Annotated in this window: 23 protein-coding genes and 1 tRNA gene; 13 read left to right on the top strand and 11 right to left on the bottom strand. The window is 54.7% G+C overall.

The annotated features are described in order from the left end of the window. The first annotated feature begins 460 nt into the window (after positions 1-460). From PHD76_03460 to PHD76_03450, 3 genes are all read left to right on the top strand, one after another. A complete protein-coding gene (locus tag PHD76_03460) occupies positions 461-955 on the top strand; it encodes a hypothetical protein (protein ID MDD5260885.1) in 495 nt (164 codons plus the stop codon). Positions 956-1115: 160 nt separating this feature from the next. Then, positions 1116-1189 (top strand) — tRNA-Pro (locus tag PHD76_03455). Between the two features lie 143 nt (positions 1190-1332). Continuing rightward, entirely contained in the window at positions 1333-2145 is an 813-nt protein-coding gene (locus PHD76_03450) for an Hsp33 family molecular chaperone HslO (GenBank protein ID MDD5260884.1), read from the top strand. Between the two features lie 388 nt (positions 2146-2533). Here PHD76_03450 and pdxH read toward each other — a convergent pair whose 3' ends face one another. From pdxH to PHD76_03435, 3 genes are all read right to left on the bottom strand, one after another. Continuing rightward, positions 2534-3190 carry a pyridoxamine 5'-phosphate oxidase gene (gene pdxH / locus PHD76_03445; GenBank protein MDD5260883.1) on the bottom strand — a complete coding sequence of 219 codons (657 nt, stop codon included), beginning with the start codon at positions 3188-3190 and terminating at the stop codon, positions 2534-2536. A gap of 156 nt (positions 3191-3346) precedes the next feature. Beyond that, positions 3347-4405 carry an acyl-CoA reductase gene (locus PHD76_03440; protein MDD5260882.1) on the bottom strand — a complete coding sequence of 353 codons (1059 nt, stop codon included), beginning with the start codon at positions 4403-4405 and terminating at the stop codon, positions 3347-3349. Beyond that, positions 4402-5409, bottom strand: coding sequence for a hypothetical protein (locus PHD76_03435; GenBank protein MDD5260881.1), 1008 nt, complete (start codon positions 5407-5409; stop codon positions 4402-4404). The genes PHD76_03440 and PHD76_03435 overlap by 4 nt, the downstream gene beginning before the upstream one ends. Positions 5410-5479: 70 nt before the next feature. On the opposite strand from PHD76_03435, the gene PHD76_03430 reads away from it, so the two are divergent. Both PHD76_03430 and PHD76_03425 read left to right on the top strand, forming a co-directional pair. Beyond that, positions 5480-5887 (top strand): polymer-forming cytoskeletal protein, encoded by a 408-nt coding sequence (locus tag PHD76_03430; GenBank protein MDD5260880.1) that lies wholly within the window; start codon positions 5480-5482, stop codon positions 5885-5887. A gap of 8 nt (positions 5888-5895) precedes the next feature. Beyond that, positions 5896-6645, top strand: a complete 750-nt coding sequence (locus PHD76_03425) for a hypothetical protein (GenBank protein MDD5260879.1) — start codon at positions 5896-5898, stop codon at positions 6643-6645. A gap of 4 nt (positions 6646-6649) precedes the next feature. On the opposite strand, the gene PHD76_03420 is transcribed toward PHD76_03425, so the two are convergent. Continuing rightward, positions 6650-7198 (bottom strand): polymer-forming cytoskeletal protein, encoded by a 549-nt coding sequence (locus tag PHD76_03420; protein MDD5260878.1) that lies wholly within the window; start codon positions 7196-7198, stop codon positions 6650-6652. A 112-nt stretch (positions 7199-7310) separates the two neighbouring features. Between PHD76_03420 and PHD76_03415 the strand changes: the two genes are divergently transcribed. Then, entirely contained in the window at positions 7311-7631 is a 321-nt protein-coding gene (locus PHD76_03415) for a Dabb family protein (protein MDD5260877.1), read from the top strand. A gap of 6 nt (positions 7632-7637) precedes the next feature. Here PHD76_03415 and PHD76_03410 read toward each other — a convergent pair whose 3' ends face one another. The 6 genes from PHD76_03410 to PHD76_03385 all read right to left on the bottom strand — a co-directional run bounded on the left by PHD76_03410 (position 7638) and on the right by PHD76_03385 (position 14194). After that, positions 7638-9014, bottom strand: a complete 1377-nt coding sequence (locus PHD76_03410; GenBank protein MDD5260876.1) for an aspartate aminotransferase family protein — start codon at positions 9012-9014, stop codon at positions 7638-7640. Between the two features lie 171 nt (positions 9015-9185). Next, a complete protein-coding gene (locus PHD76_03405; GenBank protein MDD5260875.1) occupies positions 9186-10103 on the bottom strand; it encodes a VWA domain-containing protein in 918 nt (305 codons plus the stop codon). Beyond that, on the bottom strand, positions 10104-10463 hold the full coding sequence (locus tag PHD76_03400; GenBank protein ID MDD5260874.1) for an addiction module toxin RelE: 360 nt from the start codon (positions 10461-10463) through the stop codon (positions 10104-10106). It abuts the gene before it with no gap. Between the two features lie 126 nt (positions 10464-10589). Next, positions 10590-10907: a type II toxin-antitoxin system PemK/MazF family toxin gene (locus PHD76_03395; protein ID MDD5260873.1), complete on the bottom strand. Its 318-nt coding sequence runs from the start codon at positions 10905-10907 to the stop codon at positions 10590-10592. Next, the gene (locus PHD76_03390) at positions 10904-11158 is read right to left on the bottom strand and encodes a type II toxin-antitoxin system RelB/DinJ family antitoxin (GenBank protein MDD5260872.1); all 255 of its coding nucleotides are present in this window, start codon (positions 11156-11158) and stop codon (positions 10904-10906) included. Before PHD76_03390 ends, PHD76_03395 begins: the two co-directional genes overlap by 4 nt. Before the next feature lie 51 nt (positions 11159-11209). Then, positions 11210-14194 carry an MSEP-CTERM sorting domain-containing protein gene (locus PHD76_03385; protein ID MDD5260871.1) on the bottom strand — a complete coding sequence of 995 codons (2985 nt, stop codon included), beginning with the start codon at positions 14192-14194 and terminating at the stop codon, positions 11210-11212. 64 nt (positions 14195-14258) lie between these two features. Between PHD76_03385 and PHD76_03380 the strand changes: the two genes are divergently transcribed. After that, positions 14259-15317 (top strand): glycoside hydrolase family 3 N-terminal domain-containing protein, encoded by a 1059-nt coding sequence (locus tag PHD76_03380; protein MDD5260870.1) that lies wholly within the window; start codon positions 14259-14261, stop codon positions 15315-15317. Here the strand turns inward: PHD76_03380 and PHD76_03375 are convergent. Further along, positions 15314-16141, bottom strand: coding sequence for a dienelactone hydrolase family protein (locus PHD76_03375; protein MDD5260869.1), 828 nt, complete (start codon positions 16139-16141; stop codon positions 15314-15316). The genes PHD76_03380 and PHD76_03375 overlap by 4 nt on opposite strands. Before the next feature lie 106 nt (positions 16142-16247). Between PHD76_03375 and PHD76_03370 the strand changes: the two genes are divergently transcribed. The 6 genes from PHD76_03370 (at position 16248) to pstA (ending at position 23500) form a co-directional block, all read left to right on the top strand. Then, entirely contained in the window at positions 16248-17039 is a 792-nt protein-coding gene (locus PHD76_03370; GenBank protein MDD5260868.1) for a hypothetical protein, read from the top strand. Between the two features lie 403 nt (positions 17040-17442). After that, the gene (locus PHD76_03365; protein MDD5260867.1) at positions 17443-17643 is read left to right on the top strand and encodes a Flp family type IVb pilin; all 201 of its coding nucleotides are present in this window, start codon (positions 17443-17445) and stop codon (positions 17641-17643) included. Between the two features lie 541 nt (positions 17644-18184). Beyond that, positions 18185-19648 (top strand): putative porin, encoded by a 1464-nt coding sequence (locus PHD76_03360; GenBank protein ID MDD5260866.1) that lies wholly within the window; start codon positions 18185-18187, stop codon positions 19646-19648. 85 nt (positions 19649-19733) lie between these two features. Continuing rightward, positions 19734-20546 carry a phosphate ABC transporter substrate-binding protein gene (locus PHD76_03355; GenBank protein ID MDD5260865.1) on the top strand — a complete coding sequence of 271 codons (813 nt, stop codon included), beginning with the start codon at positions 19734-19736 and terminating at the stop codon, positions 20544-20546. 209 nt (positions 20547-20755) lie between these two features. Further along, positions 20756-22453 carry a phosphate ABC transporter permease subunit PstC gene (pstC, locus tag PHD76_03350; protein ID MDD5260864.1) on the top strand — a complete coding sequence of 566 codons (1698 nt, stop codon included), beginning with the start codon at positions 20756-20758 and terminating at the stop codon, positions 22451-22453. Between the two features lie 42 nt (positions 22454-22495). Then, positions 22496-23500: a phosphate ABC transporter permease PstA gene (gene pstA, locus PHD76_03345; GenBank protein ID MDD5260863.1), complete on the top strand. Its 1005-nt coding sequence runs from the start codon at positions 22496-22498 to the stop codon at positions 23498-23500. Positions 23501-23555 lie beyond the last annotated feature (55 nt).

Raw genomic sequence — 23555 nt, 5'->3', positions numbered from 1 at the left:
CGGGTGGCCGAAATTACTTGAAAGGGGTTGGGTCTGAATGGGGACACAGGGATACAACTGTCCTTCTGACTTTACAAAAAATTAAGGGGGAAAGTGGTGTTTGATACCGGCAAAAAAACCAACCGGGAGTGAATGTTGAATCGTTATTTCTCGATCTTCATTTAAGCCATTTGGGCTGGGCGAATATTCCGCCGCCAGAACCCAAAAGTAAATAGGAATCTTACGGGGAGTCCAGCGAGAAAAATTGCCGCTCCTGGCATCCAAAATCCCTGGTTTCGACCTTCGCGCGGGTTAAACCGGGTACAAGTTGAAAAACTTTTTTCTATTTTGAAAATCTCTTTCCGAAATTCGGCCCGTTTTCTGCCGATTTTCCGAGCCTGAAATATACAAGCCACTTTGCATCAATGGGTTACAGGATCGGCCAAGACCTGGCACGGCCCCTGCAATGTACTAAATCACTATGAAAACTCTGAACCGCACATTCAAATATCGGGGCGCCCTTCTGGCAACAGGGGCATTGGGCTTGCTTGCTTTCCTTTCTCTGGCACCCATGGCTCAAGCCGCCACTAACGCCGATCCCATCAAAATCGCAAAAGCTTTGGATATTCCCGGCAAACATCACACCGACCAATGCCAGCGCTTTGCCGATGAACTTTTCAATCGCCTGGATGCTGCAGGCATCGAGGCCTACAAGGTGACCTTCGACTGGGAGAGCTACAATGTCGGTGCCCGCACCCGCAGTGGGGCCCACATGTTTGTGGTCTTCAAGGATTCCCATGGCCGCTATTACGGCATGGACAACTTGGCGCTCAGGCCGGTCTGGCTGCAGGGCGATTCTCCGAGTGAATGGAGCCAGTTTTTCGCCGGTATGGACATGGGCACGAACGTTGCCGACTCCGTGGCCAGCCGTGCGGCGCAAAATCTTGATGAAAACACTTTCGTGGCTTCCCGATAGCCACGTTCCCGAGTAGTGCGGCCCGGGTTGGGACTTTTGAGTGAAAGTTCCCAACCCGGGTTTTTTTACAGGTGAAAAAAGCCGCTGACGTAGCTTGCAGTAACAGACCCCGTTTTTTAGTTGTCCAATCTGTGCCGCAAAGGCATCATCTCCTCTTTCTCGGGCTGTAGCACAGCTTGGTAGTGCGCTTGAATGGGGTTCAAGAGGCCCCGGGTTCAAATCCCGGCAGCCCGAATAAAATTCAAATATTTTACATCTATGCCCTGCGCTCCAGAAAAGCAGAACGTCGTTATATGAATTCCTAGAATGTGATGCCGTATGTGAAGAATACTTCCGCAGGTCTTGCACCGGACACGGGGAGATTCTAGCTTTTTCAGATGGAAGACGAAGCGGCGCCCCAATCGGACACAACGGGCCTGGAGCTGCGCACCTATTTTGTGCGCAAACGCAATGCCCTGCTGGCGCGCGCGGCTTTTGACGAACTCTACGTCGATTACTATCTGCACCTCGCGGAAAACGGCATGCAATACGCCGGTTCGCATGACCGCCTGTTCAAGGAAGCGCTTGCCGCTCTCACACTTCATTGCGCTTCAAGGCCCCGCAACGAGACCGTCGCCTGGACCCTGAATTTCCAGGAACCGCTGGTCAATCTCTTCGTAGGCGGCGACAACAGCAGCGGCGGCGTGGCGGGACAATTGTTCACGCAGCATGTGAAGGAAAACCGCTCCAACCTGCTTTTTGCGGATGTGATCCGCGGGCAGGAGCCCCTGCGCCGCAGCGTCGTCGAGTTTGAGGGCCGCAGCGTGTTCCGCGCGGTGGAAAAATATTACCTGCAGAGCGAGCAGCGCGCCGGGCGCTATTTCGAATTCAGCGAGGAAGACTTTGTGCTGATCAGCTCCCAGCCCGATTGCGATTCGAAATGGCTGGAGTCGCTGACCGATGCCGACATCCGGGTCCTCGATCGCAAGGAAGAGCTGAGCCTGCTCGAAACGCGAAGATATCGCTGGCACTGCGGCTGCAACCAGGGGCGCATCATGGAACTGCTCGCGCCGGTGATGAAGGACGGGGAACAGGGGCTTTTCGGCGGGGAGGAACTGTTGCGCATCAGTTGCCCGCGCTGCGGCGCGCGCTACAAGGTCACCCGCGAAGCCATGGAAGCCCACATGGCGGGGAAGACAAAGAGTTTTTAACCACGAAGGTGCCAAGACACGAAGCGCATAGAAACAAGCACTGGGTTTAGCCTGCATATTTCATACTCATTTCAATGGTCAACCTGTTAGCGCCGGGACGTAACAGCGGAAAGACACGAGCTGGGCATATGCAGGCTATGTAACCCGGATGTTCCAGCACCCCTGTTCCCGCCATACTTTGGAGCAGGACACTTTGAAGCGGTTTTCTGAAGCGTGTGAAACATCCGGGTTAGGAAGCACAAAAGGAAATGCAGTTTTACAGGAAGAGCGCGAAGAACACAAAAAGTGTGTTTTGGTTTTCCTTTGCGTCCGTGGCGTTCTTAGCGCGAAACGGGTTTTGGGCCAAAGGTTTCTCAACCCTTTTGGCCTTCACGAGACTCCGTGAAGATTAAGGCGACAGTCGCTCGATCTTCCATTCCGCGCCCGCGCGGCTGTATAGAAAGCGGTCATGCAGGCGGCTGGCGGCACCCTGCCAGAATTCGAGGGTTTCCGGCGCGACGCGGTAGCCGCCCCAAAAATCCGGCAACGGTACTTCGCCACTCGCAAATTTTTTCCGCATTTCCTCGAACTTGATCTCCAGCCATTTCCGGGTCGGAATGACGCGGCTCTGCTGTGAGACCCAGGCGCCCAAGCGGCTGCCGAACGGGCGGCTCGCAAAGTAGGCAAGAGATTCGGCGGCTGAGATTTTTTCCACCGGTCCGCTAATCGACACCTGGCGTTCGAGGGGCAACCAGTTGAACAAAAGTGCCGACTGTGGGTTTTCCGCGATTTGAGCCGCTTTCAAGCTGTTGTAGTTGGTGAAGAACACGAACCCCTTTTGGTCGAAAGCCTTCAGCAGAACCGTGCGTGCCGTGACGCGGCCCTTGGCGTCCGCCGTGGCCAGCGCCATGGCATTTGGCTCCAGCAAATCGGCAGCCCGGGCCTCCTGGAACCACTTACGGAACTGGGCAACGGGGTCGGGGTCCAGGTCCGCGCGGTGAAGCCCGCGATCCGTGTATTCACGGCGCAGGTCTGAAATCCTTCCGGGCTCTGGAGAAACTTTCATGCCCGGTAGTGTGCATCGGATGATGATAAAAAACAAGGGCACAGAGAATAACGGTGTAAAACCAGAACATTATTACAGGAAGTTCGCAAAGAACGGTAAGGCTTAACCGCAGATTACACAAGGGCAGGGGACACTTCAGCAAATTTTGTTTTGGTTTTAAAACTCAAACGTGACCCAGGTCACGAGGTCGCCGAGCCGTGGCCTTCCGTCATGGCGCCAGAGCAGGGGCGGATTTTGAAGCTCGCCGATTTTGCAAAAGCGGCTGGCGCCCAGTGAGCAGAATTGTTCGATCAAGGACCTGTCAGGTTCGGAACTGAACGAGACGGATGAAATCCTGCCTTTCCACCGCGCGGGGTCGATCAAATTGAAACCGCTTAGAACCTGCACGCAACCGTGACCGGGCCCTGTCTCCAGCACATTGGCACCTGAAACCACCATGTAATCCTCCTGGCTGCGCTGTAAAACCTGTTCGCCCCGTGCGAGAGTGCGTTCCAAATAATTCCGCCGCAACGCCGCCTGCTCCAGGCTTTGCTCTGGAAGCGGCTGCCTATCGTGATTGCGAAGCAAGCCGAGTTCATCAGACAACAGCCTGGCGAATTGCGCAGCGCTTTCCGGGGTTTCACAGAAATAAGCCTGCGGAGAAAGGCAGCCCAATTGTTCGTAGGCCAGAATTTCATGCGCGGCCTTCGAGGCCAGGGACTGTGAAAGATCACGGTCCAAAACCACGCCCAGGCTGATTTTATGTCCGTAGCCCAGAAAACGCTGGCGCGCACCGGTTTGTTTTCGGATTTCCGAAATGGTTTCATCACTGCCGTAAACCACCACCGCATCCGCTCCGGCCATCCGCTGGATGTCATGCTCATGAAAAATGGAAACCGTTTCGCGCAAGGGTTGCGGCAGCAGGCTGAAACTTTTTTCAAAGGCAGGCAACCCGGACGACGGCAATTTAAAATCCAATTTGCTTCCGAGCAACAATCCTAACATCAGACTGGTCTCGGCTGAGACGGCGAGATTTGAAGCGCAGACATGATAAATCCGCTCCGGCGCACGCGCGTGAAAAACAGCCCCGCCCAAGCGGACGGGGCAATCCAGAATGTAGCGGCTTCCCAGTTCGCCTTCCACCAATGCCCACAAATCCTGTTCCGATTTGAAGCCAAGGTCTGCCCGGCCTGTAAAGGCCTGGCCGATCATTTGAATGCGTTCAGCCGTGTTCATGCCTCGTACGGGAGCGAACACCCGCGCAATTCGGAAGCCGGCATCCGGCCCATGAGACGAATGCCGTTGCCTTTTTCAACCGCCAGATCGAGTGTTCCGAGCGCCATTACGCTTCCCACATTGGCGAGGTCATAGAATTGTACCAATCCCATTTCACCGGGCTCGCAGGCCTTTCCGGTTCGCGGATCCCGGATCACCGCTTTCAGCCACGGCGGGAAGCGATGGATTCCTTCATCCAAACAGGCATAGCCCTGCGACGAAAGCTCCGTCATGCCATACTCATTGTAAATCCTTTGTGGGTGTATGCCAAAGGCACGCCCGATAAGATCGGCTAAATCTTCACAAGCCAGCTCCTTGCGGCGCCCTTTGTAACCGCCCGTGTCAAACACCACGCTTTCCTCCGGCAATTGCCATTGCATTGTTTGTTCCAAAAAATGCTCTGCAGCCGATGCCAGGGCAAACGAAGTCCCGAACAATGCGACCGGCCGGTCCATGTCGCACGACAGGCTCTGCCGCAGTCCATCCCAATCCATCCGATATTTTCCATCACAAAAATATTCCGGTTCCGTTTGGGGAATGTTCCGGCCCAAATGCCGGATCATATAGGCCAGGGACGAATGCGGCAGTTCCTCAAAGCGCGGAATAAGGGAAACCCAGCGATGACCGCATAAGTCGGGCAGGAACAAACGAAACCCTTCCAGCAAGGCCTTCTCATAATAGCGGGGGTCGGCTACATAATGCTTCCCGGTTTGAGCGGCGGTGGTCCCGCTGGTCTCGAATACCAGCGTGGCTTGGTCGGAGGGGAACGTGACCACGGCCTGGTCACGGAAGGCCGCAGCCGGCAGGGCGGGGAATTCCCGCCATTGGCCCAGCCGGTCCGGGTCAAGGCCCAGTCCCAGCACAAAACGCCGGTAAACCGGGTTGGCTTCCGATTGGAAACGAAGTAACGACAGGGCAGTGCGGTCAAATTCCGCATCCGTCAAATCGCTCCGGATGGCACTCAAGAAATTCTCAAACACACCGCAAATTAGCATTTCGCTCGCCAGAGAAACAGTTATGTTTTGAGCCAGCCCTATGCTGTCGCCCGCCAAATTTTTTGCGTTTCTCAAGTCGCATGCTCCGAAAAAGAAGCTGCACGATCTCGTGTCGCACGGTCCCACGCTCAAAGGCAACCTACACACAAAAGGGGCCGGCAATTTTGCCGGTGAATTGATCGGCGACATTTTTGCCGAACAGGAGCTTGTCATTTTTGCTCCGGCCAAAATCGAAGGAAATCTGCACGGGCTCGATTTTTCAGTGGCGGGAATGGTCCAGGGCAATATTGCAGCCAGTCTCGGCGTCCGCCTGAAACAACCGGCCCGGGTCAAGGGCAACATCACGGCACATTCCTTTGAGACCGAATCCGGGGTGGAATACAGCGGCAAGCTTGTCATCGGCGGCACTGAAAAAGAACTGGCCTTGAACCTGAAAAGCAAACGCTAAGGAATGCCATGCGATTTTCCCGTAAAAGCCCCGCAAAAGAATTGGTGACCTGCACGGCCTGTGGCCATGAGCAGAGGGATTACCCGAACGCGAACGTCACCTATTGCCAGAAATGCGGCCATCGCATTGTGCTGCAAACCAAAACCAAAACGCGCACAAAGAAAAAGGCGCCGGTTGAACAACGCCAGGTCCGCTGTTTGCAATGCCACCATGAGCTGTTGATCCATGCCGAGGCGATGACCTGGCAATGCAATGCCTGTTCCGCCTTTATCGATTTGCGGAACCATGAAATCGACCGGGAATTCAACACGGCGATTTTGACTTATGGCGACATCGCGATTGGCCCGAAGGGCGTTTTTGCGGGGGGCAAAGCCGAGGCCGAGAACATCCGGATCGCCGGGAGATCCACCAGCAGGCTGGTTTCGCGGAACATCCTCGTAGTGCAGGGCCATGCCAAACTTGGAGCAGGCGCCGCGGGCGGGCATTTATTGGTTCCCGCCTCCGCATCACTTTACTCGGAAGGCCTTTTGGCGTTTCGCAGCGCTGAAATTCGCGGGCATGTGCAAGCCTGGCAAGTCCGGGTGACCGAACAACTGGCCATTTATCCGGGCGGCCATCTGACGGCGAATTTGCTGGAAGTCAACGGATTGGTGGTGGAGCCGGGCGGAAAACTGCTCACGCGTTGCCTGACGCTTCAATCGGAGACGGCAATTACAGATCCGCTGGCCGGGCCGGCTGCCGACGAGCCCGAAATCTGACGGGTTATTTGGCCGACTTGCTTTTGTCCAGGCGTGTGAAAATATTGGAAAAATCGTTTGCCGGAGGTTTGCCACCCAAGGTATCGGTCTTGCCGACGAACGTGGCGGTTTCAGCCAGGCCAAAGCGCGGCGCACTGACATCCCCGTAGAGCTGCGCATTGCCGGACACTTCGACTTTTTCCTTGGCATTGATGTTGCCCTGGACTTTGCCGCGCACTGTAACGCTGGATTCGGATTCAATATCGGCTTTGACAACGGCGCTTTCCCCGATCACCAACGGGCCGTCGGCGAAAATTTCACCTTCGAAACGTCCGTGAATTTCGAGGCGGCTGGAGGAACACAATGTGCCCTTGAATTCCACGTCCTCGGATATGATGGCATTGCCGGAAGATTTTGTACTGCGATTCTGCTCCATATATTCCAAAGGTTTGAGTTGAGTCACTCTTTCTTCAGTGCCGGTTGCTTCACCAACCCGCTTGAACACGTCCGATAACATGCCCCGATTCAAACCCAACAGCGCATAATGTCGAGACCATTCGATCTCGAAATTCATTTTTTTCGAGCCACCCGCTTTCTTGAACACCGATGTTTGCAAGTGTGCAACGAACCCATGCTTGACACTGCGCCCGCGCATCTCTGTTATTGGAACCCAAGAACAGGGAAATATGGTCCATCACATTTGCCTTTTAAAATTGAAGCACGGGGTCAGCGCGGAACAGGTCGAAACCCTCATGGTAGAGACCCGGATTCGATTGCTTAAGATACCTGAAGTAATTAATTTGAGGGTTGGAAAAAAAATCGACACCAAAGGCAACCCGCACGACATTTTCTTTTCCATGGATTGCGAAAACCTGAACAAGCTGAAAATTGTCCAAGAGAGCGCCATTTACGTTCAATTCAAGCACAAGATTCTGGATCATCATGTGGATGCCATCACGGTTCTCGACTACGAGATGGAACCTGGCAAAGATGTGACCTACTCGTAAGCTTGTTTACAAACCCGAGCAGATAGCCTTTAACATCTTCCCCAGCCACTCGATTTCAGCAGGCTGCACCGCCAGGTTTGGGGCAAGGCTCAACACATTGTTCCGTTTTCCTCCGCCCAACAGGATTGCGCCCTGCGCCAGGCCTTGCTCAATCAAACGCGCCGTCAAGGCAGGGTCCGGCACTCCTTTTTTGTCCACCAGTTCCACGCCCCACATCAAACCCGATCCACGCGCGTGCTTGAAAATTTCAAAATCATCCTGCAACGACACCAACATCCGGCGCATGGAATCGGCGATGCCTTGAATTTGAAGATCCGGAGGTTCTGCCAGCCAGCGTTCCACACTCGCAACAGCCAGGGCGCAGCCCACGGGGTTGCCTAGGAATGTGCTCGTATGCAACGCCTCGCCAGGGGATTCCGGCCAGGCATCCATCAAATCCGCGCGCCCCACACAGGCGGATATCGGGTAGGCGCCGCTCAGCGCCTTGCCCAGGCAAATCAGGTCCGGGACCGTGCGGGTGGATTCACAGGCGAAAAGCGGGCCTGTCCGGTAAAAGCCCGTATAGATTTCGTCAAATATCAAAACCAAACCGAGTTCATCCGCCAAGCGCCTCAAGAGCGGCAGAAAAGTTTTCGGCGGAAAAATTTCCCCGCCCCGTCCCTGTGCCGGTTCCACGAGAATCGCTCCTATCTCCCGCGCCGACACCGCTTCCCGGATTTGTTTTTCCAAAAGAACCAAACAACCCGGGTCGCAATGTGACGACTCATCGGCCTGGGTTGCGGTTCCAGGGCCTTTGTCCCAGGGGCAATGCGCGCAATCGGGATACGGCAGAAGCACAGCAAAGTCCGAAAGCTGGGAACGGAACGGGGAACGGAATTCCTCCCTGCCGGTGACGGTCATGGCCCCATAACCCAGACCGTGGTAAGCCCCGTCAAAACAAATCACGCCGCGTTTCCGGGTGGCGAGGAATGCGGTCTTCAATGCCGCCTCCACCGCTTCAAACCCGGCGCTGCCTAACAAAACCTTGCCCGGGCCGGCGCCCCAGCGCTCAAAGGTTGCCCAGCTCAGCAATTCGCAAAGCCGTACCTTTAATTCGGTCGGATGCACATCCCCCATTCCATGATAGAGCCGGTTGGATTGATCCAGGAAAACCTCTTTCAGCTTCGGGTTGCCAAAACCCGCGGTCGCCACGCCAAACCCGCTTGTAAAATCCAGGTAGCGGTTCCCGTCCACGTCCCGGACGTTTGAGCCCTCGGCAGATTCCCAAAATATCGGGAATGCCTTGGAAACGTACGTCACATTGCGCGACTCGTGCGCACGGAGGCGGACGGCCAGCCGCCGGGATTCCGGCCCGGGTATTTCCGTTATTAACTCAGGCAACATAGGGCTATGTAACCACGAACGCGCGAAGGCGCCACAAAAACATTGAAGGTTGTCCGCAAAAAATAAAACAAAGGCATTCTTTACAAAGAGATCGCGAAGAGCGGGGAGAAAGGGAAAAATATTTTTTAACTGGATGCACAGAATTTGGGGCAATGCCGTGTCGTCGCCATTTCAAGGCAGATACCTGGTGTAGGCCCCTTTCGTCTCGTTCGTTAGGGATAGCAAAAGCTTTTCCGGCACACTGCCGGTCTCGAGATAAAATCCCACCGCATCTATCTCCACATTGGGGCAAAATTTCCGGCGCAGATACCGTGTCTCGGCCAGGATGGTGGTGCTGCCCGTGTTGGCCTCGCCGTCGGTCAGCAATAAAACAATGTCGGGCGACATGCCAAGCGCGGTTGACAACCCGGCCCCGAGGTCCGTCGTCCCGCCCACATCGACGTCGCTGTTCAAAAATCGGATGGCCCGGATTTTGTTTTCCTGCGTGGCCGGCAGCGGTTTTTCAGACATAGAGGCAACCCGGCTGGCGAACAGTACAATGTCAAAGCGCTGCTCCGGCGCGAGCGTCGCCACCGATTGCTTGATCTCGTCAAAGGTCCGTTTCAACCGCGTCACCGGCCCCGTTTTTTCATACATGCTGCCGGAGACATCAATCACAAAGATCACCGTCTGTCCGGCGGGATGAAGGCCGAAAAAATTCAGTTTTTTTCCGGCTCCCCGCGCCAAAATTTTCTCGATGGCGGCCGGGCTTTCTTCGTCAAAAGGCTGGGATGCCGGGATCGGGGGGTCGGGCGCAGCAGGCGGTACCGAAGGTGCAGCGGCCAGAATTTCAGTCGGCACCAGGTAAAGTTTTTCGCCTTTGCTTTCGATTTTGGCGAAGTGGCCCTCAAGAAATTTCGGATCCACATTGGCCAATTGAAAGCCCTGGATGCCTCCGAGCCTCGCGCCGGAATGCACCACCAACCTGCTGAGCATCGCCAACAAAATCAAGTGGAAGGCAACCGATGCCGCCCAAATCAAGGCGGTGGAATGTTTCTTGAAAAACGGGTGAGCGGCAACACCCCTGGCCCATTCGATCCAGGCCGGCATCTAATGCGGCTTTTGATTCGGCGAATCGATCATGGCCCAAAACGCCGGGTTGGATTGCAGTTCCTCGTCCTCTGACACGGGCAATTGCGAGCGGTAGAAAAAGTCCTTCAACGAATTTTTGTTCAAGACGCGGTGAATCAGGAGGCCTTCGTCTTTTTTCTCAAAATAGAGGCGGTATTCGCGGGTGCGATAGCGGTACAGCTCGCGGCCTTCCTGCTTGATGACGCCGAATTTTTCGGGATTTTCTTTTACAAAATCCGGCGTCAACACCTGGAACTCGCTCAGGATTTCCAGTTGCAGGAGCTTGGGCAGCGCGGACATCTCGGCCGTACTGACCGGCGTGAAAATAATCTGAAACATAGTGCTGCATTCATTACAACCGAAGCGGGGATTCGATGTAAAGCCGCGAATCGATGGGATCAGGGGTTGTTTGGCTTTCAGCGCGTTTCGCGACAAGGGCTCAAAACCCGCCAGGAATCCAAAGCTTTACAGTTCGAACGTGTAACGCAGGGCAACCTTGATCCGGCTGAGTTGTTCCGGTGTCACCTGGCCCAGCCGGCGCAGGAGTTTGTCATTTCCCAAGCCGGCAATGCCCTGAACGTTGGCCCAGGATTCCTTGTCGAGAAAGCGCAATTTACCCAGCATGACTTCATAGGCCGATCCGCGATATTGGGACGTAAGCGGCACACAGATGGATATGGCTCGCGGGGCATTGTCGTCATACCGCGAAACCACCACGGCTGGCCGTACTTTGCCGATCATGCCGAGATCTACCAGATGGATTTCGCCGGGCTTCGCATTCACCGTTTGTCCAGGTGGGAATAGTTTTCCTGATCGAGACTGTCCCATGTGGCTGCGATCTGCGCTATGGGCGGCAGGATGTCGCTGTTATCTTTAATGCTCACGGAAAAGGGAAAGCGCTTGTGGTTTTCGATTTGCGCGAAAAGCATGTTCACAGCTTGGGTGGGTGTCATGCCGAGGCGGCAGAGGATTTTTTCCACACGGGCCTTACGGCGCGGGTCAATCCGGGTGCGAAGGATGGCTGTTTGCGGCATGACACAAAAAGAACATATTTGTGCGCTTCTTGCAACATTAAAACTTTTCACTCACAGCTCAGAAGCCACCATTCTTTTGGCCTGCCACCGGCGCCACAAGAACAGGAATGGGAGAAATACGGCCAACAGCATCCACGTCGCAGGTTCCGGCGTGTCTTCCAATTCCAAGGCCTCGTGCGCCCCAAGCTTTTGGCGTTCCTTCAATTGGAGGATTTTCCATTGGGCGCTGTTTTCCACCACAATATAGCTGGTTGACGGCGCCAGAATGCCCGAATCCCTGCTTTGCCGCGTGATCAGCGGCAGAAGCTTCGGAGTCTTGGATGGATTGCGGTCCATGTCCCGCTGCAACGCCAGGGCTTCCAAGCCCGCCTGGTATGCCGGGTTCCCCACATGGGCTGTTTGAACTTCCACGGGAAACGTCCCGGAACCCGGATCAAACACCCGGATCGGAGAAGTGTCCGGCACAAACTCCAGCCAGACATGGACCGGGGAAATATCCGGGAACACGCGCACATTCCTGCCCGCAGCCAATACCACTGCCTTGCGCGCGGATTGTTTTTCGTTGTTGCCGCTCCACAATGCCTGCAGCTTGCCGTCCGGAGATGAGCGGTACACAGGATAAGTCCCCGCCCTCAACAAAAACGGCAGCGCTTCATCCGCATGCGGCATGTCAACGCCGTCATCAACCATTGCAAAGACCGGATAGCTGGAAAATGTTTCCGGTTTCGCGCAATCCATGCCGGACTCATACTCCAGAATTTCCTCCTTCAATGACTTTACCGCGGCGAAGCCTCCCCGTGCCGGCACTGCTGACAAAGCGCCCGCGGAAATTGCCTGCTCGACGCCGGCCCAGGAAACCGGTTTTGGGGTCAAAAGCAGGCACTCATAATTGGCCACGGACACCTTGTATTGCGTAATGCCCGCGAATTCGGGCGAAGCCGCCAGCTTCTTCAAGCGCGCAACCAGTTCCGATGGGGTTTGCTCTTTCGATCTGACAGACCGGTCAACGATAAAATGCAAATACGCTTTTTGCCCTGTTCTTGGAAGCCCCTCCGCAGCGCCGTTCACCAGCAATACACTTTTCCCGGGCGGCAAAACCGCCTCGGACACTGCGGCGGGTTTTTCCTGCGCCGCCTGCAACAGGGGTTCCTTGTTTAGCAGGATTTGCGGATGCGATGTCCGGGGATATAGGAATTGGATTTCCGCCGTCCTGGTTTCGTTTTGCGCAATCGGATACACGCGCATCTCCACCGTGTTCGGACCGATATAGCGCAATATTCCCGGGTCGCGCCTCGTCTCCCGGATTTGTTCGTAAACCCAGAGGGCGGTCTTTTTTTCAAACAGCCTGCCCGGCGCCCGTTCGTTCCCGATGTGGAGCCAATACCCGGAAACCAGCACATCATCCGGAATTTCAAATGTACCGATAAATTCGTTGGCAACCGTGGCGCTGTTTTTCATGCAGATCACCGCGTCTGCGCGCACGCAATCGCCGTCAGCGGTTTCGGTGGTGGCATGCGATGTTACCGAGACCTGATCCCATGGAAGTTTTAGGGGACGGCGTCCCATGCCGCGGTTTGCCTGGCGGTTGGTTTCGAAAAAGCCTGTTGCGAGGCCATTGGCCCGATCCACGGCCGGGGGTGGCGCTTTGGTTCCGGAAAAGGTTTCATAAACCTCGTCGATCCTGGCATCAGGCAGGCTCAGGTTGTCGAATACGGCCCAATTGTAGAGGTTGGATAATATCGGCAGATAAAAACTTTGCTTGAACGTCTGCAAATTTTCCAAGGTATGGCAAACGCGCTTGGGATTGCCTGAAAAGGCCTGACGCGGCTGGAGTTGCGGGCTGTACACATAATCCAGCCCCTGGCGGAGCGATGCCCTGTCCAGCATGGCCTGTGTCACAAACCAACCGGGCATCAGGAACAGGGCCGCCAATAGTCCGCAGGCTGCAGCGACCGGTCCCCATTGTTTGCGGGCGCCGTGGAACCCCCCAATCAACCGCTGGCCGTGAACCATGAACAAAACCGTTGGTGTCAGAATCAAAAATCCCGCGCCACAAGCAAGCATGGCCGGGAGAAACAGCGGCAGGAAAGGCAGAAAGACCACAAAAAAATACACCGTAAACGGAAATGTCACCGCCTGGAGCAGCCAGAGCCAGGGATTGGAGCGCAGGCGGGGCAGGCAACCTAACAATAGAACGCCCGCATTCACAACCGTCAATACGTAAACGCCCGTGACCTGAAAACTCACCGGGAACGGCATGGCGCGATTGAGGCACAGTCCGCCCAGAGGCATGATCAAGGCGCTCAACAACACCAACACCGCCTCATATTGCCTCAGCCAGGCATGAAGATAAACCAGCAGGCGCAGCAACCCGATGCACATGACCGCGGTGCTGAGGATGAGAAAAGTCACCATCAAATAAACATTGGGATCAAAGCCATGAATATGGAACATGACCTGGATCATCAGATACCAAAGCAACGGCACTCCCAGCAGCATGCCTCCGCTGTACAAAAAGTCGCGCATTCGGGATATGCGCAAAGGACAACAGGCAATGCCCAGCAGTGAATAAAAGCAGCCGCCCATCACACAGGCCAGTTGCGCCAGAATCAGCGTGTCACGGTCCAAAATCCAGTTTGGCACGGAAAAAGGCAATGCCTTCGCCAACAGACACAACTGCAGCCAGATAAACCCGGCATGCAAAACAAAAATAAGCAGGCTCCATCCGCCGTTCAGATTTTTTTTGCGCCACCCCAGTACCAGTGCCAGCGCCGCCACAAAGGCGAGCAGTCCGGCATTGGCCGACAGGGCGTATTTCGCGAAACTTTGCTGTTCTGGATGCATTTCCCCATAGGCCAGCCAGATTGATTGCAAATCGATCAGCAGCAGAAGCAGCAGGGGAAATACCGATATCCACAGTAGATTCAGCGGGTTATAAAACGCTGACGGTAATAACGGGCGGGTTTGATCGGCAATCATCGGGGTGAATGACAGTCCAATGGTGGAAATGTCACCGCAGAAGTCAAGCCATTCCATGGAAGCCTGATTTTTATCCCGATGTTGTGATTGTTTTGCCCAAAAAAATCTGTTGATTATCTGCATGGCAAATTCGTCTTCCTCTTCCGGCCAGCCGATCATCATGGGCGTACCCGGCCCGCAGCTTACCGACGGGCTTCGCAGCCTTATTCGCAAGGTACAGCCGGGCGGCTTTATTCTTTTTGCGCGGAACCTCGAATCCCCCCGGCAGGTCTTCGACCTGATCCATGAATTTAACGAGCTTTGCCAGTCGCCGCCGATCGTCACCATCGACCAGGAAGGCGGGCGCGTCTCCCGCCTGAAGATGGTCGGGGAGGAACCGCCGAGCGGCCTCATGCTGCGCCAGGCCAATCGCGTGGATTGGTGCCGCGAACACGGCGAACTCACCGGACGGCTGCTGGCCCTCTTCGGTTTCAATCTCAACCTGGCCCCGGTTGTCGATTATTCCCTGGATGAAAACGCCGACAATTCCCTCCGCGGACGCTGCTACGGTTCCACGCCCGAGGAAGTCATTCTCAAGGCCGGCGCGTTTCTGGAAGGGATGAAATCCCGCGGCGTACTCGGCACCGCCAAGCATTTTCCGGGTTACACACATTGCGGGCTCGATCCCCACGGCGAACTACCGCGGATCGACCGCACCCGGGCGCAGATCGAAAAGGACGAACTGCGTTCGTTCCGCGCCTTTCTATCGTTAGCGGATTGCTATATGATCGGGCATGGCCATTTCCCGGCCTGGCATCCGGAGCCGTTCCCGGCCTCCATGTCGCGCGAAATCGTCAGCGGTCTGTTGGTCAGGGAACTGGGTTACAAAGGCGCCATCATGACGGACGACCTTGAGATGGGGGCCATTGCCAACCGCTACGGCAGCAAGCAGGCCACGAAAATGGCCATTGATGCCGGCGAACACCTGATGCTTTATTGCCATAATCCGGCTTGCGTTGAGATCGCCTGGGACACGCTCTGCGAAATGGAGCCCGACCGCCTCCAACCGGCCCTGGACGCAATCAAACGATTAAAAGGCAAATTGCTGTCGGCCCCGGCCAAATTTGATTTGGCGGCTTTTGATGAAGTCAACCGCCTCACCGCCGATCTGCGCGAACGCGTGAAAAAATCACTTTCCTAACGCCCGAACCTGTCGGAGTAAGAGGAATTTTTTACGGGACGGGCGTCCGCCATCTCGGATGTTAACGATTCTGATTTGTCAGTCAGCCCCGGGGCCAAACCCTGGGCCTGGACTCCCCAGAACCGGATGATATTGGACCAGACATCCGCACAGGCGCCGGAGATCTCGGGCTTCAATAAAAAGCCGGCATCATATTCCACTTTTTCAATATCATCTTTCCCTCCTCTGAGTTCGCCCAGGGCCTGAAGATATTTCCCAAGCTCCGACTGGGCTTGTTCCGGGGCGTAGATCACCTGGAAGGCGCACGGCAGTGAAGCCAACTCACGGGGTTGCCCGCCTCCAGCGGCTTCCAGCCAACTGACGGCCGTCAAATGGACTCCTGGGCCTGCGTCCTTCAGGGCCTCCAGCACAACGGGCATATTATCGCCCCAGACCGCCAGAATGAGCTTTTCAGCGCGGTATCGGGGGCTTTCGCACAACAATTTCAAGCCCGCAGCCACGGTTTGTTTGGCCAGTTGCTTTGAAATTTTGGATTGTATCTGTTTCGCATCTGTCGGACTCGCGGCCTCCGTGCCGCCGTAAAGATCCAGGGCCATGGCCGTGTAACCTAATTTGGCAAGCAGATCACAGCGTTTGCTGACGATCTCAAGGGAGCCCAGGGAGTCGGGAACCAGCAGGATTGCAGCCTTCGGTGCCTGCTTCGGCAACGCCAGGTAGGCCACGTCATCCGCCCCAAACTCATACAACCGCACCATGTCGCCGGCATAAGCCGCAGCAGACAGGCCGGCTAACGCTGCGATGAGGGTCCAAGTGCGGAATTTCATGCAATCCGCGCACGTTGGATGGCAATTGTTACAGTATTATGACAATCGACGCCAATTCCCAAAAAATATCATGGGAAAGTGCGGTAGTTCACGCTAACGCTGTTTCATGATCCAGCGCGCTTGCGTTACTTTTTTTCTGTTGTGGAGTTGGACGGGAATTTTACTCGCCGGGGATTCCCCATCGGTTGATGTGGCCCGTGTGATTGAATACCGGGTGCGGGACAACGGTGCCAGCAAGGGGGATTCCACGCTTACGGTCACGTTGAGTCTCAAGGGCGAAGCCCTTAAAACTGCCCTGGAGGCGGGGGATATCGAAGTTGCCGAGGCCGTGGATAATCTCGGCAACAAGCTGCCGGTCAAGACCAGCAATGAGCAATTTGCACCCTTGGGGAAACGGCTTACTGGCGATGACAGCGGCACCTTGAATTTGGATCTGGGAGCTCCCGGACGAAATGCGGAATCCATCAAAAAACTGGCGGGGACCCTTAAAATCCGCACCTACCGGCACCAGGTGGTTTTGATTGATAATGTCCTGAAAAAAATCAACCAAAACATCGATAACCCGCTTTTCAAGGCGCATGAGTTTGCCGTTCGGGTGGTGGATCCGCGCCAAGCCTTGCCGGGAGCCAGCGATGACGAAGCGGAATCTCTCCGCCAAAGGGCCGTTTGCATCGAGATTAGTGGCGAAAAGGACAAAGTCAGCGGCGTTGAACTTCAGACTCCGGACGACAAGCCAATTCCCACACGCGCCAGTTCGTTTAGCGCGGGCAGGACAGCAAACTTTACAAAGCAGTCGGACACGCCATTGCCGCCCGACACGGTTGCAAAGATTTTCATCGCGATCGATCCGCAGGAGGTCACGATTCCTTTCGCGCTTGAAAACATTGCCTTGCCATAGGTAAATTTTGCCCAACTAGGCATAATTTGCCTTATCGTAAATTTTTAATATCTCCTGTTCTCTTGGCTTTACTCTGAAGAACCACTTGGATTCGCCTGATTTCAAGTTTGGCACAGTCTAGGCTACTCTTACTACATGATGAGAGCCGAAGGGTATAGGTTTCGAATTGGGAGGCTCTCGAATTGGATCAAAAGCAGACTCATATGTGCCAACATAAACGCAATTGCGAGCTCGAAGAAGGGACAAACCTTGGTGGAATATGCCCTTATCGTGTTTTGGGTCGTAATCGTCGTATTGGTGCTGCTGAGTGTTTTGGGAAACAATATCACTAACTTTTTCAATGCGGTGACAAATACCCTTCGGCCAGTTGCTTCTTAACCCCAACAAAAAAAAGGAAAACAAAATGCTAACTAAACTCTACACCAAACTTGCCAGTCGCATGGTATACCTGAAGAGCAAAAAAGGCCAGACCCTCGTGGAATACGGCCTGATTCTCGCGCTGGTTTCCATCGTTGTCATCGTTGTCCTGGGTCTCTTGGGCAATCAGTTGAAGAACATCTTCAACACGATTACCAATACGCTCGGCGCCAACGGCGGCTCCTAATCGACTCAAGCGTAACGAGTATTGCCTTGCGAAACGGCCCCGTTGAACGGGGCCGTTTTTTTTTGCATAGAAGAGGACTGCGTTCGCGCCTTGCCAACGGCGCAAATCCCAGCACGGCCAACCCATCATCTCACGGCGTACAGATCACTGGGTTATCCCGCCATAGTCCGGCAAGCCGTCGGACAGCGGCGGATACGCTTCGGCGTGGTTTCGCGCCGAAGAATGTGAAGAGACCCCATCCGTAAAGTTGGGGAAGCTTCGCCTTTAATATTATTGCAGATCCCTTGTTCGTCGCGCGAACGAGCAGAAGGCATGCCCAGATTGCTTCTGCACTCGCCACATCTTACGCGATTTTCAGTAAAATAGACCCCCTTGACCGGTTTTTAAAAAATACAAAAAGTAACCCTATCGTCACCTATTTGTAACAATTGACGCTCACCTTTTTGCGGTCTGGAAGGGCTGTGGCTCGGGTTTACAGGTTTCCGGCAAAGGAAAATTCTAAAATAAAAACGATTATTCTTAATAAGGAGGAATACAAAAAATGAAACTTCATCTCATGAAATGGAGTCTCGCGATGGGTGTTGCGCTGATGGGCGCGGCTTCTCTGGTTCGGGCTGATGGTGGCGACGGTGGTCCCTTGGTGGACGCACTGGTCAAAAAGGGTCTCTTGAATGCTCAGGAAGGCGAAGAAATTCGCGCTGAAATGTTGTCTGATTACACGGCAACGCCTGGCGGTTTTCTAAGCGTCGGTTCGAGCGCGGTCAAAGGTCTCAAACTCTACGGAGATGTGCGTCTGCGTTATGAATGGGACAAACGCGCCATCAATACCGGCATGACGGGTTCTAGTGCGGGCGGCGTGGTCAATGACATTCAGGAGCGCAATCGCAATCGTTTCCGGGTCCGCTTGGGCGCCGAGTATCTGTTCAGCGACAACTTCAAGGCGGGAGTCCGTCTGGCCACCAACGGCGGCGGCGGCGATCACAACAGTACCAATGCCGACTTTGGAACGGGAGCAAAATCCTGGCCGGCCAACAATACCGTGTTTGTGGATCTGGCTTACCTGACATGGACAAAGGCCTTCGATCAGGACTGGCTGAGCATGACTGCAGGACGCCAGTTGCAGCCCCACAACATTGTCAACGGCTGGACTTGGGACAGCGACATCAATCCGGACGGCGGCTCGATCAAGATCGGCGACTTCCATCCCTTCTGCAAGGATTTCACCATTGGTTCCACACATGGCATTTATGTCTGGGGTGATCAATCTACGGCCGATAACTCATATACCTCTACAAGTATCTCCGGTAACGCCCTCAACACATCCAGCGACCCTTTCTTGTTTGTCAACCAGTTGGACATGGCTTACAAGTTCAGCCCGAGCTGGAACCTGCGCGTATCTCCCGCCTTCGTAAACGGAGCGGGCGACAGCTCAGTAAGAACCAATAACAACGTCAACCCAGGTTGGAGCGATCCGGCTGCGTTTGACATCAACTACCTGAATGTGTTTATGGTGGACGCGAGCCTGGACACGCCTTTCTTCCTCGATAACAGCAAAGGCAGGTTCTACGGGGAATATGGCGTCAATCTGACGGGCCAGGAAATGGCGGCGCATTACCGCAACCCGGATGGCGCGAACAGCGTGGGCCAGGATGGGCGCAATCAGTTCTTCCTGCTCGGTTACCAGATCAGTGGCGGTGGAACCAAGGGTAAAGGCAAAGGCGGCTGGGCTTTGGACGGCACATATGCCTACTATGAAACCTATTCCTGGACCGGCGCTCTCATCGACTCTGACTGGAATGGTGGCTCGCTCAACGGCGCAGGTTTCGGCTTGAAAGCCAGCTATAACTTCACTGAGAACATCACAGGTTCCGTGAACTGGCGCCACAGTGGGCAGATTGACAACAACGTTACCGATGTTACCCAGGTTCTACCGACCGCTGGTGTCACAAAAAGCGACTTTTCCAACACCGATCTCGTGCAAGTTGACTTGATATGGAAGTTCTAAGTTCTAATCTCTCATCCGATGGAAGCCCCGTTTATGCGGGGCTTCCTGGGATGGGATAACCCCAAAGTATAACCCTACAAAAACCATGAAAAAATCCATTCTCTCCCTGATCCTTGCCTCGCTGGCGCTGCTTCCCGCTGTCAAAGCGGAAAAACTGGTGCTCAAAGGCTCGGATACACTCGGCGCCAAACTGGTTCCCCAGTTGGCGGAAGCTTATAGAGCCCAGCACCCCGGCGTGACGTTTGAGATCGCAGCGGAAGGCTCCACCACCGGCATCGCCGCCATCATTGATGGCACTGCTGATATCGGCATGTCCAGCCGCCGCGCGAAGCCCACTGAAGTTGCGACAGCCGGCGCAAACGGCGTCAAAATGTTTCCCACCGTGGTCGCGTGGGACGGCATTGGGGTGATTGTCAACACCAGCAATTCGATCAGCGCGCTGAGCAAACGCCAGGTTGAGCAGATATTCACCGGTGAGGTCACCGACTGGAGCGCTGTGGGTGGCAAAGCGGGAAAGATTTCGATCTACACCCGTAATACCGCTTCCGGCACCTACGCTGACTTCAAGGAACTGGCGATGAGCAAGCATGATTATGCCGGCAGCGCCCAGAAAATGGCGGGCAACGAACAGATCGCGGCTGAAGTGGGCAAAAACCCGAGTGGCATCGGCTACGTCGGGATGGCCTATCTGAAAGCCCCGGGTATCAAGGCTGTTTCTGTCGATGGCGGTCTTCCGACCCAAGCCAGCGTACAGAGCCATTCCTATCCGCTGGCCCGTCCGACCTTCTTCTACACCAAAGGCGCTCCGACCGGACTCGTGGCTGATTTCATCCACTTTGTTCTTGGAGCGGACGGCTCCAAGATTGTGGATCAGGTTGGTTTTGTTCCCATGAAATAACCCTATTGGTAAGGCCATTATTAGGAAGCCCGCTGCAGTTCGATACTCGGCGGGCTTTTTTGTGTGGAAACTTGAGCTGGAAACACGAAGACACTAAGGCATGAAGTAAAACGATATTACAGGAAGATCGCAAAGGACGTGGAGCTTAAAACTTAAATTTGCTTTTCCTCAGTGTTCTCTGCGGCGAACCTGGTTCAATTTGATCCCCTATGTCCGCCAAAACAGATATCAAGCGCCTCGACCAACGGCCCATGCACGAGGCCGTTCTGTCGAAAAATAAATTCAGGATTCTGGGCCTGTCGATGGACCAGATCATCCACTATTTTTTCTTTGGCAACGCATGGATCGCCATCCTCGTCCTGGGCCTGATCACGTTTTCACTGTTTCGAGAAGGTCTGGGTTTCTTTCCTCAAAATTACGAAAACCTCCAGATGTACCGCCAGTGTGGCCTGGAGTTCGTGGATATCATCAAGGATCAGGCGGAGGCGCACTCCGCCCTCACCCAATACCTCGATAAAATGCTGGACCGTAAAAACGGCGAGCTCAGGAAAGGCGGGATGGATGAGGGAAAAATCGCAGAAGCCACCGCGCCGCTTGCGCAATTTCGGAAGGATTTTGATGAATCCAGCATTCCGCTTCAGGATTTCGTTAGAGAGTTAACCCAGCAGGCGGCGGCCGTAAAAGAGCGCTGGGGTGTGGCGAAGGAAAATTCCATTGCAAGGGAACAGTATCTCAAGGCCGGGTCCAAGGATGAAGCTGCGAAATTGGAAGTTGAAACCGTGGATTTCAGAAAGGAATCGGAAGCGCTGAAAGCCCAAATTCCCCGGCTTGTGGAAATCAACCAAACATTGAAGAAGAGATTGGGTTTATTGCTTTTGGAATTTCCAGCATCCGACGATCCAAAGCTAAAAAGCCAGGCCGTGCATTTTAAGGCCGCTGCCGGAAAATACATCAATGCCTTCCCGGATACCGAACGAAAGCTCGCGAATTGGAGCTATGATACGACGATCCCGGTCCATGAAACCCTGACCCGCTTTCTTTTCGGGCCGCAATGGGTGACGCAGAGTTTCTGGCAGGACTGGTATGGAATGGTTCCCCTGTTTGTCGGATCACTGGCCGTAAGCGTTGTGGCTCTGGTCATCGCCGTGCCGCTGGGGGTAGGGGCGGCGGTGTATATCAACCAGGTCGCCAATATTCACGAACAGAACCTGATCAAGCCGTTCATTGAGTTTATCGCGGTTATCCCATCCGTGGTGTTGGGGTTTTTCGGGGTTGCGATTCTTGGAACAGCCATACGCGACTTTTCAAACGGCATCCTTTTCGATCCGGCCTGGGTGGCGCATCTTCCGGCATTCATCCAATGGCTGCCGTCCGGCTTGAATGCAGCCGCAAGGACGCTAACATCCTGGGTTCCCTTTTTTCCGATTTCTGAGCGATTGAACATCATCACGGCCGGCATTCTGCTGGCTCTGATGGGTGTGCCGGCCATCTTTACATTTTCGGAGGACGCCCTGAACAATGTCCCCAAGTCGTACAAGGAGGCCTCCTTCGCGCTGGGGGCAAACCGGCTTCAAACCATCCTGCGCATTCTGATTCCCGCCAGCCTTTCCGGAATCATATCCGCGGTGCTGCTGGGCTTTGGCCGGGTGATCGGAGAGACGATGGTGGTGCTGTTGTGCGCGGGCAACCGCATTCAAATCCCCGACTTTACCCAGGGTCTGGGTTTTATTTTCCAGCCGGTGCATACCATGACAGGGCTTGTGGCGCAGGAAATCCCGGAAGTGGTGAAAAACAGCCTGCAATACCGCGCCTTGTTCATGCTGGCCATCATGCTGTTCTTGATTTCATTGCTGATCAATTACATCGCGCAGGTTTTCGTTCGTAAATTCAAGATTTCGGTGGGCTAACCTATGCATACCGCAGCCAATCCATTTATCAAGCGGGCCACTTTGAGCAAAAGGTTCGAAGCGGCTTCCTTCTGGGTGTTCCGCCTCGCAACCTATCTGATCATCGCTTTTGCCGGGCTTATCTTTTTGGAAATTGGATGGAAGGGCGGACGCGTGGTGTTTCAAAGCACCGCCCCCTTTGTCAATGTGCCGTTCCTGACCGAATCGCCTGAATCCCTCCATGTCCTGACCCTGAAGAATGGCGAAACTCTCCAGCTCGGAGACAGGGCGTACCGCGACTATTTGAATAAAAACGGCAGCGACTCCATTGCGGATGAAAAGTCGCAAGTCTATGCCGCCGGCGGCATTTTCCCGGCGATTGTCGGCACGGTGCTGCTGGTTGCGGGTTCCATGGTCATCGCCATGACTTTGGGCGTCATTACCGCAACCTATCTGAGCGAATACAGCCGCGGCGGACGGGCGATTGTACTGATCCGCCTCTCAATCATGAATCTGGCGGGCGTGCCATCGATTGTTTTTGGCATGTGGGGCTATGCGATGTTTGTCCTTCTCTTCAAATGGAATGTCTCGCTGCTTTCGGGCTGGTTTACCCTGGCCTTCATGGTGTTGCCCATCGTGATCACCGGCAGCGAGGAATCGCTGCGGGCGGTGCCCCAGGGCTTTCGTGAAGGATCCCTCGCGTTGGGCGCTACGAAATGGCAGACCATTTATGAGAACGTGCTCCCCTACGCGTTGCCGGGCATCCTGACCTCGTCCATTATGGGTGTGGCGCGGATTGCGGGGGAAACGGCGGCCATCATGTTCACCGCGGCGTATGTGGTGCGGGACAAGCTCCCGTGGGAAGTGGACAAATGGACGGACTTTTTCTTCAGCGGAGTCATGGCGCTGCCCTACCATATTTTCGTGGTCAGCGCCCGCGTACCGCAAAACGAATACACCGAAAAAGTGCAATATGGCTCGGCGTTTGTCTTTTTATTCATCGTGATGCTGATTGCGCTGACGTCCATTCTGCTGCGCATCCATGTGCGAAAGAAATTCAAGTGGTGACAACTTCATATTTTGGGATCGAATCGAAAACCCCGGAGATCTAATATGGGAATTC

The organism is Candidatus Methylacidiphilales bacterium (assembly GCA_028713655.1).
Taxonomy (GTDB): Bacteria; Verrucomicrobiota; Verrucomicrobiia; order Methylacidiphilales; family JAAUTS01; genus JAQTNW01.
Note: the sequence above shows the minus strand (reverse complement) of the source record. Positions and strands in the feature narration are given on the sequence as shown.